The organism is Paraburkholderia sp. BR10954 (assembly GCF_040965775.1).
Lineage (GTDB): Bacteria > Pseudomonadota > Gammaproteobacteria > Burkholderiales > Burkholderiaceae > Paraburkholderia > Paraburkholderia youngii.
The window spans coordinates 330162-346220 of sequence record NZ_JBFRCK010000004.1 but is presented as its reverse complement, the minus strand read 5'-3'; the positions used below and the strand labels follow the sequence as shown (position 1 = coordinate 346220).

Below are 16059 nucleotides of genomic sequence, written 5' to 3'. Positions count from 1 at the left end.
CTATGACGTCGAAAACAGTAAGCGATATCGTGCGCCTCGGCCCGGTGATTCCGGTGCTCGCGTTCGACACGGTCGAACAGGGCGAACACGTGTCGCGCGCGTTGCATGCGGGCGGAGTGAAGGTGCTCGAAATCACGCTGCGCACGCCGGCGGGCCTCGGCGCGATCGAGCGTGCGTGCGAGCTCGCCGACGACATCGTGGTCGGTGTCGGCACGATCACGAAGCCCGAACATTGCGCCCAGGCGAAGAAGGTGGGCGCGCAGTTCGGGGTGTCGCCGGGTCTGACCAAGGACATGCACCAGGCCGCGCAGGATGTCGGTCTGCCGCTGCTGCCCGGCGTGATGACCCCGTCGGACATCATCCTCGCGCTCGAGCTCGGCTACGAGATCGTCAAGTTCTTCCCCGCGCAGCAGGCCGGCGGCGTGCCGATGCTGCAGGCATTCCACGGTCCGTTCCCGGCGCTGAAGTTCTGCCCGACCGGCGGCATCACGCCAGAAAGCGCACCGCACTTCCTGTCGCTGCCGAACGTGGTCTGCGTCGGCGGTTCGTGGCTCACGCCGAAGGCCGCGCTCGCCGCGCAGAACTGGGATGAGGTGACGCGCCTTGCGCGCGCCGCGAGCCAGTTGGCGGCGCCCGCACACTAAGCCCCACGACTCACCAGCGCATCGGTTGACTGAGCCGGGCCCAGGAGTCTCGTCGATACAGCCGCATCAGGCTGTCGCGCCGAGACTCTTTTTTGCTTGATATGCGTGCTGGATTTGCGCGCGTTTTTGAAACAAACAGTAAAATTCAGCGTCCGCGCGGCCAGCCGGGTTTTCAGGCATCGCGCAGGTTGCCGTGAGACGAAGTGCCGGCCGCATCCGCACTCTGAAACCAATAAACCAAAGGAGGGGCTTCATGGAATCTGCCCACGGAAGCATGTTGCTGGTCTACGCGTTGATCGCGATCGCGTTGCTGATCTTCATGATCACGCGCCTGAAGGTCTATCCGTTTCTCGTTCTGATCATCGTGTCGTTGCTGCTGGGCCTCGTGGCCGGCATGCCGATGCAGACCATCGTCAAATCGTTCGAAACGGGTAACGGCAATACGCTCGGGCACATTGCCATCGTTGTCGGTCTCGGCACGATGCTCGGCAAGATGATGGCCGAATCGGGCGGCGCCGAGCGCGTCGCGACCACGCTGATCAACTGGTTCGGTGAGAAACACATTCACTGGGCGATGATGGTCGTCGCAATCATCGTCGGTTTGCCGGTGTTCTTCGAAGTCGGTTTCGTGCTGCTGATTCCGATCGCGTTCAACGTCGCCAAGCGCACCAACAAATCGCTGCTGCTGGTCGGCCTGCCGATGGTCGCGGGTCTGTCCGTCGTGCATGGGCTGATTCCGCCGCACCCGGCCGCGCTGCTCGCCGTGCAGGCGTATCACGCGGACATCGGCAAGACGATCGCCTATGGTCTGATCGTCGGCATCCCCTGCGCGATTGTCGCCGGTCCGCTGTTCGCTCTGCTGGTGAGCCGCCATATCCAGTTGCCGAAGGAAAATCCGCTTGCCGCGCAGTTTCTCAGTCACGACGCGAATAACGGCAACGGCGTGGCAACCAACACACCGAAGCGCGAACTGCCGGGCTTCGGCATCACGCTGGCCACGATCCTGTTGCCGGTGGTTCTGATGCTGGTCGGCAGCTGGGCCGACCTGGTGTTCGAACCGAAGACGCTGCCGAACGATCTGCTGCGCTTCTTCGGCAACACCGACGTCGCGCTGCTGACGGCCGTGCTGGTCAGCTTCTGGACCTTCGGCGCGAGCCGCGGCTTTAACCGCGAGCAGATCCAGAAGTTCTGCGGCGAGTGTTTGGCGCCGATCGCGGGTATTACACTGATCGTCGGTGCGGGCGGTGGTTTTGGCCGCGTGCTGTTGGATAGCGGCATTTCGAAAGAAATCACCAACGTTGCGACCGCGGTGCATCTGTCGCCGCTGCTGTTCGGCTGGATCGTCGCGGCGATGATCCGTCTCGCGACCGGTTCGGCCACCGTTGCGATGACGACCGCCTGCGGCATCGTCGCGCCGATCGCGGCGGCGGGCGCGGTGCAAGTGAAGCCGGAACTGATGGTGCTCGCGACCGGCTCGGGCTCGCTGATCTTCTCGCACGTGAACGACGGCGGCTTCTGGCTGATCAAGGAATATTTCGGCATGACGGTGGTGCAGACCTTCAAGACCTGGTCGCTCCTCGAAACCATCATTTCGATAATGGGGCTGGCCCTGACCTTCGCACTCGCGGCGGTCCTGTAAGGAGTTTCAAATGATTCTGATCGCAATGGGCGTGTCGGGCGCGGGCAAGTCTCTGATTGGCGAAATGCTGGCGGAGCGTCTGCATTGCACGTTCACCGACGGCGACGCGTTCCATAGCGCGGCGAACAAGGAGAAGATGCACCACGGCATTCCGCTCACCGACGAAGACCGCTGGCCGTGGCTGAAGACGATCCGCGCAGCGATCGAGGAAAAGCAGAAGGCGGGCGAGACGGCGGTGTTCACGTGTTCGTCGCTGAAGCGCTCGTATCGCGACATTCTGCGTGCCGGCGACAAGGACGTGTGCTTCGTCTACCTGAAGGGTTCGCGCGAGGTGCTCTCGGAGCGTCTCGGGCATCGCACCGGGCACTTCTTCGATCCGTCGCTGCTGCAAAGCCAGCTCGATACGCTCGAGGAGCCGGGTGACGATGAAGCGATCACGGTCAGCATCGATCTGACGCCGGAGCAGATCGTCGACGAGGCGCTCAGGCAGCTCGAAGCGCGCTGAGTCTTTGATCCCCTCGCGTTCCAGTTTCGAACGCGGGACGAAAAAAAGCCGCTCCTCGGAGCGGCTTTTTCTATGAGCCGAAGCTGGACCAGCCGATCAGCCGATCCGCTTCGCCAGGTCGACGGCCTTGCCGATGTACGAGCCGGGCGTCATTTCGAGCAGACGGTCCTTCGCGTCCCGCGGAATCGCCAGGCCGCCGATGAAGCTCTGCAACGCCTCGCGCGTGATGCCCTTGCCGCGCGTGAGTTCCTTCAGCTGCTCGTACGGATTCTCGATGCCGTAACGGCGCATCACCGTTTGCACCGGCTCGGCCAGCACTTCCCAGCAGTTGTCGAGGTCTTCGTTCAGACGCTGTGCGTTCACTTCGAGCTTGTCGAGGCCGCGGATCAGCGAGTCGTACGCGAGCAGCGAGTAGCCGAACGCGACGCCGATGTTGCGCAGCACCGTCGAGTCGGTCAGGTCGCGCTGCCAGCGCGACACCGGCAGCTTGTCGGCGAGATGGCGTAGCGTCGCGTTCGCGAGGCCGAGGTTGCCTTCGGAGTTTTCGAAGTCGATCGGGTTGACCTTGTGCGGCATCGTCGACGAGCCGATTTCGCCGGCCTTGGTGCGCTGCTTGAAGTAGCCGAGCGAGATGTAGCCCCACACGTCACGGTCGAGATCCAGCAGGATCGTGTTTGCGCGCGAGATCGCATCGAACAGCTCGGCCATATAGTCGTGCGGCTCGATCTGGATCGTGTACGGATTGAAGGTGAGCTTCAGGCGATTCTCGACGACGTCCTTCGAGAACGCTTCCCAGTCGAACTCCGGATACGCGGACAGGTGCGCGTTGAAGTTGCCGACCGCGCCGTTCATCTTGCCGAGCAACTCGACCTTCGCGATACGCTCGATCGCGCGTGCGAGACGCGCGGCGACGTTGGCGATTTCCTTGCCGAGCGTGGTTGGGCTGGCCGGCTGGCCGTGCGTGCGCGACAGCATCGGCTGGGTGGCTTGCGCATGCGCGAGCGCGACGAGGCGTTGATGCACCGAGCGCAGCGCCGGCAGGATCACGTGTTCGCGCGCGCCGGCGAGCATCAGGCCGTGCGACGTGTTGTTGATGTCTTCCGACGTGCACGCGAAGTGAATGAACTCGCTCGCGCGCTCCAGTTCTTCCTGACCCTTCACCGACTCCTTCAGCCAGTATTCGACGGCCTTCACGTCGTGGTTCGTCACGCGCTCGATTTCCTTGATGCGCGCGGCGTCGTGCGCGGTGAAGCGCTCGGCCAATTGCAGCAGGAACTGCTCGGACGCCTCGGAGAAGCGCGGCACTTCGGCGAAGCCGGCGCGCGACAGCGCGATCAGCCAGTGGATTTCGACCGTCACGCGATTGCGCATGAAGGCGGCTTCCGAGAGCCAGTCGCGCAGGGCTTCGGTTTTGGCGGCATAGCGGCCGTCGAGCGGGGAGAGCGCGTTCAGCGCGAACAGGGTGTCGGGGCGGGTGTCGGACATGATGAGGACCGGGTTGAGGCGCAGGTTGAGGCGCGGGTTAAGGCACTGAGCGCTCAGCGAGCGGATCGGAAACGGAGGGAACCGTGGATTTTACCACTGTGATGCGATGCGCCCGTCCGGATGCGTCGGCCGCACTTCGCGCCGCTAGAATGCAGACTTCTTCCCTCTCGCCGGCAAACGAACTCGCATGGAACTGAAATGGCTCGAAGACTTCATTTCGCTCGCGGAAACACGTAGCTTCAGCCGCTCGGCCGAACTGCGCCACGTCACCCAGCCGGCTTTCTCGCGCCGCATCCAGGCGCTCGAAGCGTGGCTCGGCACGGAACTGATCGACCGTTCTGTTTATCCGACGCGGCTCACGGCGGCCGGGCAGGTGTTCAACGAGCAGGCGCTCGCGATGCTGTCGCAATTCCACGAGGCGCGCGCGCTGCTGCGCGGCCACACGGCGACGCCGCAGGCGACGATCGAATTCGCGGTCCCGCACACGCTGTCGCTGACTTACTTTCCGCGCTGGCTGCAGCGCATCGAGGCGCAGATGGGCCCGATCCACACGCGGCTGCGCGCGCTGAACGTGCACGATGCGGCGCTGTCGCTGGTCGAAGGCGGCTGCGATCTGATGATGGGCTACCACCATCCGAGCCACCCGGTCGCGCTCGATCCGGCGCGCTACGACATGCTGACGCTCGGCCACGAGCCGATCAGCCCGTTCTCGGTGCCGGCCCGCGCGGGCCGTCCGCGTCACACGCTGCCTGGCTCGGCCGACGCGCCCGCGCCGTATCTGTCGTACACGCCGAACGCGTACCTCGGGCGCATGACCGAGGTGATTCTCGCGAACGCGCCGCAGCGCCTGTACCTCGACCGGCTCTACGAAACCGATATGGCCGAGGGGCTGAAGGCGATGGCGCTCGCCGGTCACGGCATCGCGTTTCTGCCGCATAGCGCGGTCGAAGATGCGGTGGCCGAAGGCCGGCTGATCCGCCTCGATCGCGCGACGCGCGGCACACCCGAAGGGCAGCTGACGCTCAGCATGGAGATTCGCCTGTACCGCGACAAGCTCGCCGCGAAAAGCGACGACGCGCGCCAGATCCTCGTGCGGCAGTTGTGGGACGTAGTGTCGGAGGAACTCCGGCAAAGCGCCGCCTGAAACGCGGCATAAGACTGAAGCTCGAACCTGCGTCGCGGCGACGTGAATTTGCGGCTTTCCGAACGTTATGCAAGAAAGACATAACGGGATAAGGAAACGGCATTGGATTTCAATACGGCGTTTTCCCACAATGCCCGTACTCGATCAAACGCCGGAGCGTTCATGTCATCCCAGCAACAAGCCGCAGAATCGGCACAAGCCGCCTCAACGTTGCAGTCCGTTCCCTCCTACCTCAACAAAGAAGATCTCGGCCCCTGGGGCAACTACTTGCGCCAGGTCGACCGCGTCGCGCCGTACCTCGGCTCGCTGTCCCGCTGGCTCGAAACCCTGAAGCGCCCGAAGCGCATTCTCGTCGTCGACGTGCCCATCGAACTCGATAACGGCACGGTCGCGCACTTCGAGGGCTATCGCGTGCAGCACAACGTGTCGCGCGGTCCGGGCAAGGGCGGTGTGCGTTATCACCAGGACGTTACGCTCTCCGAAGTGATGGCGCTGTCCGCGTGGATGTCGGTGAAGAACGCGGCGGTGAACGTGCCGTACGGCGGCGCGAAAGGCGGCATCCGCGTCGATCCGCGCACGCTGTCGCGCGGCGAGCTCGAGCGTGTGACGCGCCGCTACACGAGCGAAATCGGCATCATCATCGGACCGAATACCGACATCCCCGCGCCGGACGTGAACACGAACGAGCAGATCATGGCGTGGATGATGGACACGTACTCGATGAATCAGGGGCAGACGGCCACCGGCGTCGTGACCGGCAAGCCGATCACGCTCGGCGGCTCGCTCGGCCGCCGCGAGGCGACCGGCCGCGGCGTGTTCGTGGTGGGCTGCGAAGCGGCTCGCCGCATCGGTTTCGATATCGAAGGCGCGCGTATTGCGGTGCAGGGCTTCGGCAACGTCGGCGGCATCGCCGCGCGTCTGTTCCAGGAAGCGGGCGCGAAGGTTGTCGCGGTGCAGGACCACACCGGCTCGGTGTACAAGTCCGCCGGGATCGATGCGGTCGCGTTGCTCGATTACGTCGCGAAGAAGGGCGGCGTCGGCGGTTTCCCTGAAGCCGACGCGATCACCGCTGATGAGTTCTGGACCGTCGAATCGGACATCCTGATTCCGGCGGCGCTGGAAAATCAGATCACCGAAAAGAACGCAGGCAAGATCAAGACCAGGATCATCGTCGAGGGCGCGAACGGCCCGACCACCACGGCGGCCGACGACATCCTGCACGATCGCGGCATCCTCGTGATTCCGGACGTGGTCGCGAATGCGGGCGGTGTGACAGTGTCATATTTCGAATGGGTGCAGGACTTTTCGAGCTTCTTCTGGACCGAGGACGAAATCAACGAGCGCCTCGAGCGCGTGATGCGCGAAGCGTTCGCGGCGGTGTGGCAGGTGTCGAGCGAGCAGAACGTGTCGGTGCGCACGGCGGCGTTCATCGTCGCGTGTAAGCGGATTTTGCAAGCGCGCGAGATGCGCGGCTTGTATCCCTGATGGACCCTGTCCTATCTTGTTGGAAGCGGCGGTGACGCGGCCCGGTATCCGGGCCGGGAGGCGAAACCGTCGAAATTTTGTGCATCAGCGCGGTCCACAAGACGGCGTGTTTGACCGGCGGGCGGCATCCTATCGATGCCGCCCGCCTTCTCGTATGTGCGAAACGGCTGTGCGACCGCGCCGCGGGCCCGTCGCGGCGTGCGCGCAACAGCATGGTTAATAGGAATACTTTCAGAAAAATTACTTTGTTACACTGGCGCCGGTTCTTGCCAAGGAGATCAAGATGAAGGTTAAAAAAGCTGCGCTGTTGCTCGCCACTCTCGGATTGTTTACGGTTGGCGCGCATGCGCAAGACTCGGGGACGCTGAAAAAGATCAAGGATACCGGCGTCATTTCGCTGGGCCATCGGGAGTCGTCGATCCCGTTCTCGTATTACGACGACAAGCAGAACGTGATCGGCTACTCGCAGGATTACGCGATGAAGATCGTCGAGGCCGTCAAGCAGAAGCTGAACATGCCGAACCTGAAGGTGAAGCTCGTGCCGGTCACGTCGCAGAACCGTATTCCGCTCGTGCAGAACGGCACGGTCGACATCGAGTGCGGCTCCACCACGAACAACCTCGAGCGCCAGCAACAGGCTGCCTTCACGAACACGATCTTCGTGATCGGCACACGGTTGATGACCAAGAAAGATTCCGGCATCAAGGACTTCCCGGACCTGAAGGGCAAGACGGTCGTGACGACCGCCGGCACCACGTCCGAGCGCCTGCTTCGCAAGATGAACCAGGACAAGAGCATGGGCATGAACATCATCAGCGCGAAGGATCACGGCGAGTCGTTCCTGACGCTGTCGACGGGCCGTGCCGCCGCGTTCATGATGGACGACGCGCTGCTCGCCGGCGAGCGCGCCAAGTCGAGCAACCCGAACGATTTCGTGATCGTCGGCACGCCGCAATCGCGTGAGGCTTACGGCTGCATGCTGCGCAAGAACGACGCCGACTTCAAGAAGGTCGCCGACGACGCGATCGCGAAGGTTCAATTGTCGAGCGAAGGCGAAACGATCTACAAGCGCTGGTTCGAATCGCCGATCCCGCCGAAGGGCCTGAACCTGAACTTCCCGATGAGCGACGACATGCGTGCGCTGTTCAAGAATCCGAACGACAAGGCAATCGACTAAACCCTAGCTGCTTTTTCGACACTTTCGAAACGCTGAACGGAACGGAAGGGGCCACGCGCTTCTTCCGTTTCTTTTTGCCGGAGTCTTGGTCATGTCATATCACTGGAACTGGGGCATTCTGCTGAGTCCCGTCTCCACGGGCGAGCCGACCACCTACCTGGGCTGGCTGCTCTCGGGGCTGTGGGTGACGGTCACCGTGTCGCTGTCGGCATGGGTGATCGCGCTGATCGTCGGCTCGCTGTTCGGTGTGCTGCGCACGGTGCCGAACAAATGGGCGTCGGGCGTCGGCACCGTCTACGTCGCGATTTTCCGTAACATTCCGCTGATCGTGCAGTTCTTCATCTGGTATCTGGTGATACCGGAGCTGCTGCCCGTGTCGATCGGCACCTGGTTCAAGCAATTGCCGCCGAGCGCGCAGTTCTTCTCCGCGTCGATCGTGTGTCTGGGCCTTTTCACCGCCGCGCGGGTGTGCGAGCAGGTGCGCTCGGGCATCAACGCGTTGCCGCGCGGCCAGCGTGCGGCCGGTCTCGCGGTGGGCTTCACGCAATGGCAAACGTATCGCTACGTGCTGCTGCCGGTCGCGTACCGGATCATCGTGCCGCCGCTCACCTCCGAGTTTCTGAACATCTTCAAGAACTCAGCGGTTGCCTCGACGATCGGTCTGCTCGATCTGTCCGCGCAGGCGCGTCAGCTGGTCGACTACACGTCGCAAACTTATGAGTCGTTCATCGCGGTCACGGTCGCATACATGCTGATCAACGTGATCGTGATGCTACTGATGCGCTGGGTCGAAGCGAAGTCCCGGCTGCCCGGCTATATCGGAGGCAAGTGATGCATCATTTCGACTGGAGCGGTATTCCGGGTGCACTGCCTACGCTGTGGACCGGCGCGATCATCACGTTCAAGATCACGCTCGTCGCGATCGTGTTCGGCATCATCTGGGGCACCATTCTCGCGATGTTTCGACTGTCGTCGGTCAAGCCTCTCGCATGGTTCGCGCAGGGCTACGTGACGCTGTTCCGTTCGATCCCGCTCGTGATGGTGCTGCTGTGGTTCTTCCTGATCGTGCCGCAGGTGCTGCAAAGCGTGCTCGGTCTGTCGGCCGACATCGACATCCGGCTCGCCTCGGCGATGGTCGCGTTCTCGCTGTTCGAGGCTGCGTACTATTCGGAGATCATCCGCGCCGGCATTCAGGCGGTGCCGCGCGGCCAGGTCAACGCGGCGTTCGCGCTCGGCATGACCTATGGGCAGGCAATGCGTCTGATCGTGCTGCCGCAGGCGTTTCGCGCGATGGTGCCGCTGCTGCTCACGCAAGGGATCGTGCTGTTTCAGGATACATCGCTCGTATACGTGATCAGCCTTGCCGACTTTTTCCGCACGGCCACGAATATTGGCGATCGTGACGGCACGAATGTCGAGATGGTACTGTTCGCGGGTGCGGTTTATTTCGTGATCTGCGTGATCGCGTCGAGCCTCGTCAAAGGTCTTCAGAAAAAGGTCGCAAGATGATCTCTATCAAGAATGTTTCGAAGTGGTACGGCCATTTCCAGGTGCTGACCGACTGCACGACGGAAGTCAAGAAGGGCGAAGTGGTCGTGGTGTGCGGGCCGTCCGGCTCGGGCAAGTCCACGCTGATCAAGACCGTCAACGGCCTCGAGCCGTTCCAGAAGGGCGAGATCGTCATCAACGGTCAGTCGCTGACCGACAAGAAAACCAATCTGTCGAAGCTGCGCTCGAAGGTCGGCATGGTGTTCCAGCACTTCGAGCTGTTCCCGCATCTGTCTATCGTGCAGAACCTGACGCTCGCGCAGGTCAAGGTGCTCGGCCGCTCGAACGACGAGGCGACCGCGAAGGGCCTCAAGCTGCTCGATCGCGTCGGTCTGCGCGCGCATGCGGACAAGTATCCGGGGCAGCTGTCCGGTGGTCAGCAGCAGCGCGTGGCGATTGCGCGAGCGCTGTCCATGGACCCGATCGCGATGCTGTTCGACGAGCCGACTTCGGCGCTCGACCCGGAGATGATCAACGAAGTGCTCGACGTGATGGTCGAACTCGCGCAGGAAGGCATGACGATGATGTGCGTGACGCACGAAATGGGCTTTGCGAAGAAGGTCGCGCATCGCGTGATTTTCATGGACAAGGGCTTGATCGTCGAAGACGACCGCAAGGAAGACTTCTTCGCAAATCCGAAGTCGGATCGCGCGAAGGACTTTCTCGCGAAGATCCTGCACTGAGGTTCGCTGCGCGGGCCTCGTTGCCGAGGCTTGTGTGGGGATGAGAAAAAGCCGCTCCGTGGAGCGGCTTTTTGTTGCCTGGCTGAGGGCGACATCAGCGGTTCATGACTCGAACGCCGCCGCATCATCCGCGGCTTCGAGATCGGTTTCGCTGTCGGGCGAAAGCGTGGTTCCGCGCGTGCCCACCGGCTGCGCGCCGTTCGATGCCGCGATCGTCGTCGCCGATGCGGATGCATCGAGGGCCGGATTGCGCAGCTTTTCGAGCACCGAGTCCGGCACCGGGATATTGGCCTGGCCGATCACTTCGCCATGCCGGAACATCAGCAGATCGCCGGGCTTGAACGCGGTCCACACTTCGTTGTCGGTCAGCGGCTTGGTCGCGATGACTGCGACGCGGTCTTCGGGCGTCGTGTATTTGGCAAAGTCGATCGATACGTCCGCGTCGACCAGATGCGCGGTCGAAAACGGCCAGTGACGCACGAGGTAATGCAGATGCGTCGAGCAATGCGCAAACAGCGCCTGGCCGTTCGACATCAGGAAATTGAACACGCCGTATTGCGTGATTTCACGCGTGAGCGCCTCGAGCGCGCCGAACAGCTCGTCAAGCGGCGGCTGCTGCGTGCCCGGAAAAGCCTTGCGCAAACCTTGCAGCAACGCGCAGAACGAGAGTTCGCTGTCGGTCGTGCCGACCGGCTGATATACGCCGTTCAACTCCGGCGCGTACCCCTGCAGATCGCCGTTATGCGCGAAGATCCAGTGACGTCCCCACAGTTCGCGCATGAACGGGTGGCAGTTTTCGAGCAGGATGTGCCCTTGCGTCGCCTTGCGGATGTGCGCGATCGTGTTTTTCGATTTGATCGGGTAGCGCTTGACCATCTCGGCGATCGGCGAGGTGGCCGACGATTGATGATCGATGAACAGGCGGCAGGCCTTGTCTTCAAAGAAGGCGATGCCCCAGCCGTCGGCGTGGTGATCGGTGACGCCGCCGCGCGCCGCAAATCCGGTAAAGGAAAACGTGACGTCCGTCGGCGCGGCGCAGTTCATTCCGAGAAGTTGGCACATGTTGCAGGTGGGCCTGTGAACGGAGCGAGCCGTTACAATGATGATTTTCCAAGCATATCACCGAGCCGGAGACGCCAAATAGCAAAATTGACACGTGTTTGGGCCGCTACAACGCGGTTTGACCGGTCGATCAGCGAGGCGCGCGAAGTCTCGTATTCCTGCCATGACTGCTTCCAACGTTTCCCCCGATTCCGTCACGCTGGTCCGCCCGGACGACTGGCACCTGCACGTGCGCGACGGCGCGATGCTCGCGGCCGTGCTGCCTGACACCGCGCGCCAGTTCGGCCGCGCGATCATCATGCCGAACCTGAAGCCGCCGGTCACGACGACCGGGATGGCGAAGGCGTATCGCGAGCGCATCATCGCCGCGATTCCCGAGGGCGCAAAATTCGAGCCGCTGATGACGCTGTACCTGACCGACAACACGCCGCCCGACGAAATCCGCCGCGCGCGCGAGAGCGGTTTCGTGCACGGCGTGAAGCTCTATCCGGCGGGCGCGACGACGAACTCGGACGCGGGCGTCACCGATCTGATGAAGTGCGCGAATACGCTGGAAGTGATGCAGGAAGTCGGCATGCCGCTGCTCGTGCACGGCGAGGTGACGGATTCGGACATCGATCTGTTCGACCGCGAGAAGGTCTTCATCGATCGCGTGATGATGCCGCTGCGCCGGGCGTTTCCGGCGCTGAAGGTCGTGTTCGAGCACATCACTACGAAGGACGCGGCAGACTACGTCCGCGAGGCGGGCGTCGCGCCGGAACTGCTAGGAGCTACGATTACCGCGCACCATCTGCTGTACAACCGCAATGCGATTTTCCAAGGCGGCATCCGTCCGCATTACTACTGCCTGCCGGTGCTCAAGCGCGAGACGCATCGCGTCGCGCTGGTGGAGGCCGCGACCTCGGGCGATCCGCGTTTCTTCCTCGGCACCGACAGAGCGCCGCATCCGAAGGGACTGAAGGAGCACGCGTGCGGCTGTGCGGGCTGCTACACCGCGCTGCACGCGCTCGAGCTCTACACCGAGGCATTCGACAAGGCCGGCGCGCTCGACAAGCTCGAAGGCTTCGCGAGCTTCCACGGGCCGGACTTCTATCGTCTGCCGCGCAATACGGAGAAGATCACGCTGCGTCGTGAGGAATGGACGCTGCCGGCCGAGCTGCCGGCTGGTGATACGCCGGTCGTGCCGCTGCGCGGCGGCGAATCGATTGGCTGGCGTCTCGTTTGAGGCTACGGCAGATGCCCGAGCGTGAGGCGGGGCAGCGCACTGCCAATATTGATGTGGCGGTGAACGCGGGCTTCGCGCTAGCGCATGAAGCCGCGGCCAAAGCTGCGCGCGGCATGGCACCCGTGCCTGTGCCAGCGGGCTTCGCCGCAATCGACTGGTCGGCGCCGTGGTTCGCGCAATTCGCCGCACGCGGTCAGCGTTGGCAGCAAGCCGCGCTGACCGGCTACGCTGACCTGCTCGCCGCGATGAATGCCGACGCGGCCCAGATGCAACAGAGCACCGGCCGCGGCCAGCGTCTCACGTTTATCGCGCAGGACGATCTGCCACCGGGCGCCGCGTACGAGGGGCATATCGCGTCGACCGGTTGCGTGCCGACGCGCCACAATCTGCACGACTTCTTCAACGGTTCGATGTGGTTCGCCTTTCCCCGCATCAAGGCGGCGTTGAACGCGCGCCAGTCGGCGGAACTCGACGTGCGCGGCGTCGGCTCGACGCGTGGCGGCGTGCGCGACATGCTGACGCTGTTCGACGAAAATGCGCTGCTGTTCGCTTGCGCCGATCCTGCGCTGAGCGCCGCGCTACGTGGTTTCGACTGGCAAACGCTGTTCGTCGCACGGCGCGATGCATGGGGGCGCGCCTGCGAAGTACGTTGCTTCGGTCATGCGCTGCTGGAAAAGCTGATCGCGCCATTCAAGGGCTGCACCGGCCATGCGTGGATCGTCGACGTTCCGGCCGAATATTTCGATTGGGACACCCCGGCGCGCGACGCATGGCTCGATGAAGTGGTCAGCACGGCGGTGCTCGGCACCGACGCTTTGACGAGCCGCCTGTTCGCACCCCTGCCGGTGCTCGGCATCCCGGGCTGGTGGCCCGAGAACGAATCATCCGCGTTCTACGACGACACGACCGTGTTCCGAGCGGGGCGGCGCAAGCGCTAGGCGCTTTTGCGTTCGGTGTTAAAATCGGCGCCAGCAAAGCAGGCCAGGCAGTCGCGGCCTCGACGGCTTCGGCCAACGAGGGCGAGGAAAGTCCGGACTCCACAGGGCAGGGTGATGGCTAACGGCCATCCGTGGCGACACGCGGAACAGGGCAACAGAAAGCAAACCGCCGATGGCCCGGCGCAAGCCGGGATCAGGTAAGGGTGAAACGGTGCGGTAAGAGCGCACCGCGGCTGTCGCAAGGCAGACCGGCACGGTAACCTCCACCCGGAGCAATTCCAAGTAGGCAGGCGCGCATCTTCGCGATGCGGGACGGGGCCCCCGTCTCGTCTGCGGGTAGGAAGCTTGAGCGCGTCAGTAATGGCGCGCCTAGAGGAATGGCTGCCACGCGCGTCGCGTCTCCGGACGCGGCGTGTGCACAGAATCCGGCTTATCGGCCTGCTTTGCCGCTGAATAAGAAAAGCCGGCGTCCGTTGGGACGCCGGCTTTTTCATTTGGGGGCGCGGATGGCGGCCGTGGCCGCTATCGCTATCGTGCTCAGAGCGCGACGATGTCGAACGAATGCGTGAGCTCGGCGGTCTTCGCGATCATGATCGACGCCGAACAGTATTTGTCGTGCGACAGATTGATTGCGCGCTCGACGGTCGCCGGATTCAGATTCTTGCCCGTCACCGTGAAGTGGAAGTGGATCTTCGTGAACACTTTCGGATCTTCGCTTGCGCGCTCGGCCTTCAGCGTCACCGAGCAGCCGGCGATCTCCTGGCGGCTCTTCTTCAGGATCATCACGACGTCGTAGGCGGTGCAGCCGCCGGTACCGAGCAGCACCATTTCCATCGGACGCGGCGCGAGGTTGCGTCCGCCACCCTCGGGTGCGCCGTCCATCGCGACCAGATGACCGCTGCCCGTCTCGGCCGCGAACGCCATTCCGTCTTGTCCCATCCAGCTTACTTTGCATTCCATGCTGTCACTCCCACCGCGCATCGCTTTGTCGAGACGGCATTGTAGCCCGGTGTCTGACAATTAGCTCAGGCCGACCGCAGCCGGTGTCCATGCACACTGCTTGCTTTTTGCTGCAGTGCGGAATGGACCGGCGATTTCCTAGTCCCGCACCCGGTTTAGGGGTTTTAGTCTAGAGGATATCTGATGCTGTTGGAATTATTTCGCCATTAGTGCTTGATCCAAAAGGAGTTTTGCCAAATCTTAGTAGTACACCGAATTTGCCGCATTATGAAAACGCATTTCGCAATGCAAATATTCTTGCGTTGCACAAGGGCGACTCTTATAATCCACCCATCGTTGCAGCAGTTCTGCAACCTCCGCTGTCTCCTCCACCTCCTCCTTTGGTGGATTAAACCCGAACCACTTGTTCGGGTTTTTTTTCACTTGGCTTTGTCCGCCGTTTGCCCCGATTTCGGACCGCTCATGGAGAGCGCATCGCACGTTTTGACTTGCGAGTACAAATTCCTTTATAATTCAGGGCTTTTCCGCATCCGCGCCCGCGGAAGAAGAACCAGGGAGAGCCTGCACGCGCCTCGATGCGCAAACTACAAGCAGGAAAGAACACATTGGGCGCAGCAATTTTTTTGGATCGATCATGAAGACGTTTTCCGCAAAAGCCCATGAGGTGACGCGCGAATGGTACGTGATTGACGCGACGGATAAGGTTCTCGGGCGTGTCGCCAGCGAAGTGGCACACCGTCTTCGCGGCAAGCACAAGCCTGAATTCACTCCCCACGTCGACACCGGTGATTTCATCATCGTTATCAACGCTGGCAAGCTGAAGGTCACGGGCAACAAGGTTACCGACAAGAAGTACTACCGTCACTCGGGCTACCCGGGCGGTATCTATGAAACGACGTTCGGCAAGATGCAGGAACGCTTCCCGGGCCGCGCGCTCGAGAAGGCGGTCAAGGGCATGCTGCCGAAGGGCCCGCTCGGCTACGCAATGATCAAGAAGCTGAAGGTCTACGCTGACGCAACGCATCCGCATTCGGCACAACAGCCGAAGGCGCTCGAGATCTAAGGGGAGCCCACATGATCGGTAACTGGAATTACGGCACGGGCCGCCGCAAGAGCGCCGTGGCACGCGTGTTCATCAAGGCAGGCAAGGGCGACATCGTTGTGAACGGCAAGCCCATCGCCGACTACTTCTCGCGCGAAACGTCGCTGATGATCGTGCGTCAGCCGCTGGAACTCACGAACCACGGCACCACGTTCGACATCAAGGTCAACGTGACGGGTGGCGGTGAAACGGGTCAGGCCGGTGCGGTTCGCCACGGCATCACCCGCGCGCTGATGGACTACGACGCAACGCTGAAGCCGGAACTGTCGAAAGCTGGCTTCGTCACGCGTGACGCTCGTGAAGTCGAACGTAAGAAGGTCGGCTTCCACAAGGCACGTCGCCGCAAGCAGTTCTCGAAGCGTTAATCGTTTCGGGCGCAATCCGGGCTTCACGCCGGTTTGCAGCAAAAGCCGCCAACGCCACGAGCGAAGGCGGCTTTTTTTATGCTTCGCTGGCGTTCGC

Annotated in this window: 16 protein-coding genes and 1 other RNA gene; 14 read left to right on the top strand and 3 right to left on the bottom strand. The window is 62.5% G+C overall.

Annotation, left to right across the window (positions count from 1 at the left end; translation table 11 throughout):
* The first annotated feature begins 2 nt into the window (after nucleotides 1-2).
* From eda to AB4Y34_RS09035, 3 genes are all read left to right on the top strand, one after another.
* A complete protein-coding gene (eda, locus tag AB4Y34_RS09045; protein WP_368715814.1) occupies nucleotides 3-644 on the top strand; it encodes a bifunctional 4-hydroxy-2-oxoglutarate aldolase/2-dehydro-3-deoxy-phosphogluconate aldolase in 642 nt (213 codons plus the stop codon).
* A 253-nt stretch (nucleotides 645-897) separates the two neighbouring features.
* Complete coding sequence (locus AB4Y34_RS09040) at nucleotides 898-2283, top strand: GntP family permease (protein WP_176105069.1); 1386 nt, start codon at nucleotides 898-900, stop codon at nucleotides 2281-2283.
* Between the two features lie 10 nt (nucleotides 2284-2293).
* A complete protein-coding gene (locus tag AB4Y34_RS09035) occupies nucleotides 2294-2788 on the top strand; it encodes a gluconokinase (protein ID WP_368715813.1) in 495 nt (164 codons plus the stop codon).
* A 96-nt stretch (nucleotides 2789-2884) separates the two neighbouring features.
* Here AB4Y34_RS09035 and purB read toward each other — a convergent pair whose 3' ends face one another.
* Nucleotides 2885-4273, bottom strand: coding sequence for an adenylosuccinate lyase (gene purB / locus AB4Y34_RS09030; protein WP_368715812.1), 1389 nt, complete (start codon nucleotides 4271-4273; stop codon nucleotides 2885-2887).
* Between the two features lie 187 nt (nucleotides 4274-4460).
* Here purB and AB4Y34_RS09025 point away from each other — a divergent pair, with 187 nt between their 5' ends.
* The 6 genes from AB4Y34_RS09025 to AB4Y34_RS09000 all read left to right on the top strand — a co-directional run bounded on the left by AB4Y34_RS09025 (nucleotide 4461) and on the right by AB4Y34_RS09000 (nucleotide 10310).
* Nucleotides 4461-5417, top strand: coding sequence for a LysR family transcriptional regulator (locus tag AB4Y34_RS09025; RefSeq protein WP_176380895.1), 957 nt, complete (start codon nucleotides 4461-4463; stop codon nucleotides 5415-5417).
* A 162-nt stretch (nucleotides 5418-5579) separates the two neighbouring features.
* Complete coding sequence (locus tag AB4Y34_RS09020; protein ID WP_368715811.1) at nucleotides 5580-6902, top strand: Glu/Leu/Phe/Val dehydrogenase; 1323 nt, start codon at nucleotides 5580-5582, stop codon at nucleotides 6900-6902.
* 283 nt (nucleotides 6903-7185) lie between these two features.
* A complete protein-coding gene (locus tag AB4Y34_RS09015) occupies nucleotides 7186-8079 on the top strand; it encodes a glutamate/aspartate ABC transporter substrate-binding protein (RefSeq protein ID WP_176105074.1) in 894 nt (297 codons plus the stop codon).
* A gap of 91 nt (nucleotides 8080-8170) precedes the next feature.
* Complete coding sequence (locus AB4Y34_RS09010; protein ID WP_176105075.1) at nucleotides 8171-8911, top strand: amino acid ABC transporter permease; 741 nt, start codon at nucleotides 8171-8173, stop codon at nucleotides 8909-8911.
* Nucleotides 8911-9588 carry a glutamate/aspartate ABC transporter permease GltK gene (gene gltK / locus AB4Y34_RS09005; protein ID WP_176105076.1) on the top strand — a complete coding sequence of 226 codons (678 nt, stop codon included), beginning with the start codon at nucleotides 8911-8913 and terminating at the stop codon, nucleotides 9586-9588. The genes AB4Y34_RS09010 and gltK overlap by 1 nt, the downstream gene beginning before the upstream one ends.
* Nucleotides 9585-10310, top strand: coding sequence for an amino acid ABC transporter ATP-binding protein (locus tag AB4Y34_RS09000; RefSeq protein WP_176105077.1), 726 nt, complete (start codon nucleotides 9585-9587; stop codon nucleotides 10308-10310). Before gltK ends, AB4Y34_RS09000 begins: the two co-directional genes overlap by 4 nt.
* 102 nt (nucleotides 10311-10412) lie before the next feature.
* On the opposite strand, the gene AB4Y34_RS08995 is transcribed toward AB4Y34_RS09000, so the two are convergent.
* Nucleotides 10413-11372 (bottom strand): class II glutamine amidotransferase, encoded by a 960-nt coding sequence (locus AB4Y34_RS08995; RefSeq protein WP_368715810.1) that lies wholly within the window; start codon nucleotides 11370-11372, stop codon nucleotides 10413-10415.
* Between the two features lie 163 nt (nucleotides 11373-11535).
* Here AB4Y34_RS08995 and pyrC point away from each other — a divergent pair, with 163 nt between their 5' ends.
* From pyrC to rnpB, 3 genes are all read left to right on the top strand, one after another.
* On the top strand, nucleotides 11536-12597 hold the full coding sequence (gene pyrC, locus AB4Y34_RS08990; RefSeq protein ID WP_368715809.1) for a dihydroorotase: 1062 nt from the start codon (nucleotides 11536-11538) through the stop codon (nucleotides 12595-12597).
* Between the two features lie 11 nt (nucleotides 12598-12608).
* Nucleotides 12609-13535, top strand: a complete 927-nt coding sequence (locus AB4Y34_RS08985; protein ID WP_176380893.1) for a DUF3025 domain-containing protein — start codon at nucleotides 12609-12611, stop codon at nucleotides 13533-13535.
* A 35-nt stretch (nucleotides 13536-13570) separates the two neighbouring features.
* Nucleotides 13571-13984, top strand: an RNA gene (gene rnpB / locus AB4Y34_RS08980) — RNase P RNA component class A.
* 88 nt (nucleotides 13985-14072) lie between these two features.
* On the opposite strand, the gene AB4Y34_RS08975 is transcribed toward rnpB, so the two are convergent.
* Nucleotides 14073-14495: an OsmC family protein gene (locus AB4Y34_RS08975; protein ID WP_026226035.1), complete on the bottom strand. Its 423-nt coding sequence runs from the start codon at nucleotides 14493-14495 to the stop codon at nucleotides 14073-14075.
* Between the two features lie 634 nt (nucleotides 14496-15129).
* On the opposite strand from AB4Y34_RS08975, the gene rplM reads away from it, so the two are divergent.
* Together rplM and rpsI are read left to right on the top strand one after the other, a co-directional pair.
* Nucleotides 15130-15558, top strand: a complete 429-nt coding sequence (rplM, locus tag AB4Y34_RS08970; protein ID WP_013090508.1) for a 50S ribosomal protein L13 — start codon at nucleotides 15130-15132, stop codon at nucleotides 15556-15558.
* Between the two features lie 11 nt (nucleotides 15559-15569).
* Complete coding sequence (gene rpsI, locus AB4Y34_RS08965) at nucleotides 15570-15962, top strand: 30S ribosomal protein S9 (RefSeq protein WP_008919630.1); 393 nt, start codon at nucleotides 15570-15572, stop codon at nucleotides 15960-15962.
* The last annotated feature ends 97 nt before the right edge of the window (nucleotides 15963-16059 follow it).

Excerpts from the sequence above, each read along its gene's own strand:
- AB4Y34_RS09035 (WP_368715813.1), top strand. The coding sequence starts at position 2,294 with ATGATTCTGATCGCAATGGGCGTGTCGGGCGCGGGCAAGTCTCTGATT.
- AB4Y34_RS08995 (WP_368715810.1), bottom strand. The coding sequence starts at position 11,372 with ATGTGCCAACTTCTCGGAATGAACTGCGCCGCGCCGACGGACGTCACG.
- rplM (WP_013090508.1), top strand. The coding sequence starts at position 15,130 with ATGAAGACGTTTTCCGCAAAAGCCCATGAGGTGACGCGCGAATGGTAC.
- gltK (WP_176105076.1), top strand. The coding sequence starts at position 8,911 with ATGCATCATTTCGACTGGAGCGGTATTCCGGGTGCACTGCCTACGCTG.
- rpsI (WP_008919630.1), top strand. The coding sequence starts at position 15,570 with ATGATCGGTAACTGGAATTACGGCACGGGCCGCCGCAAGAGCGCCGTG.
- purB (WP_368715812.1), bottom strand. The coding sequence starts at position 4,273 with ATGTCCGACACCCGCCCCGACACCCTGTTCGCGCTGAACGCGCTCTCC.
- AB4Y34_RS08985 (WP_176380893.1), top strand. The coding sequence starts at position 12,609 with ATGCCCGAGCGTGAGGCGGGGCAGCGCACTGCCAATATTGATGTGGCG.
- eda (WP_368715814.1), top strand. The coding sequence starts at position 3 with ATGACGTCGAAAACAGTAAGCGATATCGTGCGCCTCGGCCCGGTGATT.
- AB4Y34_RS09020 (WP_368715811.1), top strand. The coding sequence starts at position 5,580 with ATGTCATCCCAGCAACAAGCCGCAGAATCGGCACAAGCCGCCTCAACG.
- pyrC (WP_368715809.1), top strand. The coding sequence starts at position 11,536 with ATGACTGCTTCCAACGTTTCCCCCGATTCCGTCACGCTGGTCCGCCCG.
- AB4Y34_RS09000 (WP_176105077.1), top strand. The coding sequence starts at position 9,585 with ATGATCTCTATCAAGAATGTTTCGAAGTGGTACGGCCATTTCCAGGTG.
- AB4Y34_RS09025 (WP_176380895.1), top strand. The coding sequence starts at position 4,461 with ATGGAACTGAAATGGCTCGAAGACTTCATTTCGCTCGCGGAAACACGT.
- AB4Y34_RS09040 (WP_176105069.1), top strand. The coding sequence starts at position 898 with ATGGAATCTGCCCACGGAAGCATGTTGCTGGTCTACGCGTTGATCGCG.
- AB4Y34_RS08975 (WP_026226035.1), bottom strand. The coding sequence starts at position 14,495 with ATGGAATGCAAAGTAAGCTGGATGGGACAAGACGGAATGGCGTTCGCG.
- AB4Y34_RS09015 (WP_176105074.1), top strand. The coding sequence starts at position 7,186 with ATGAAGGTTAAAAAAGCTGCGCTGTTGCTCGCCACTCTCGGATTGTTT.
- AB4Y34_RS09010 (WP_176105075.1), top strand. The coding sequence starts at position 8,171 with ATGTCATATCACTGGAACTGGGGCATTCTGCTGAGTCCCGTCTCCACG.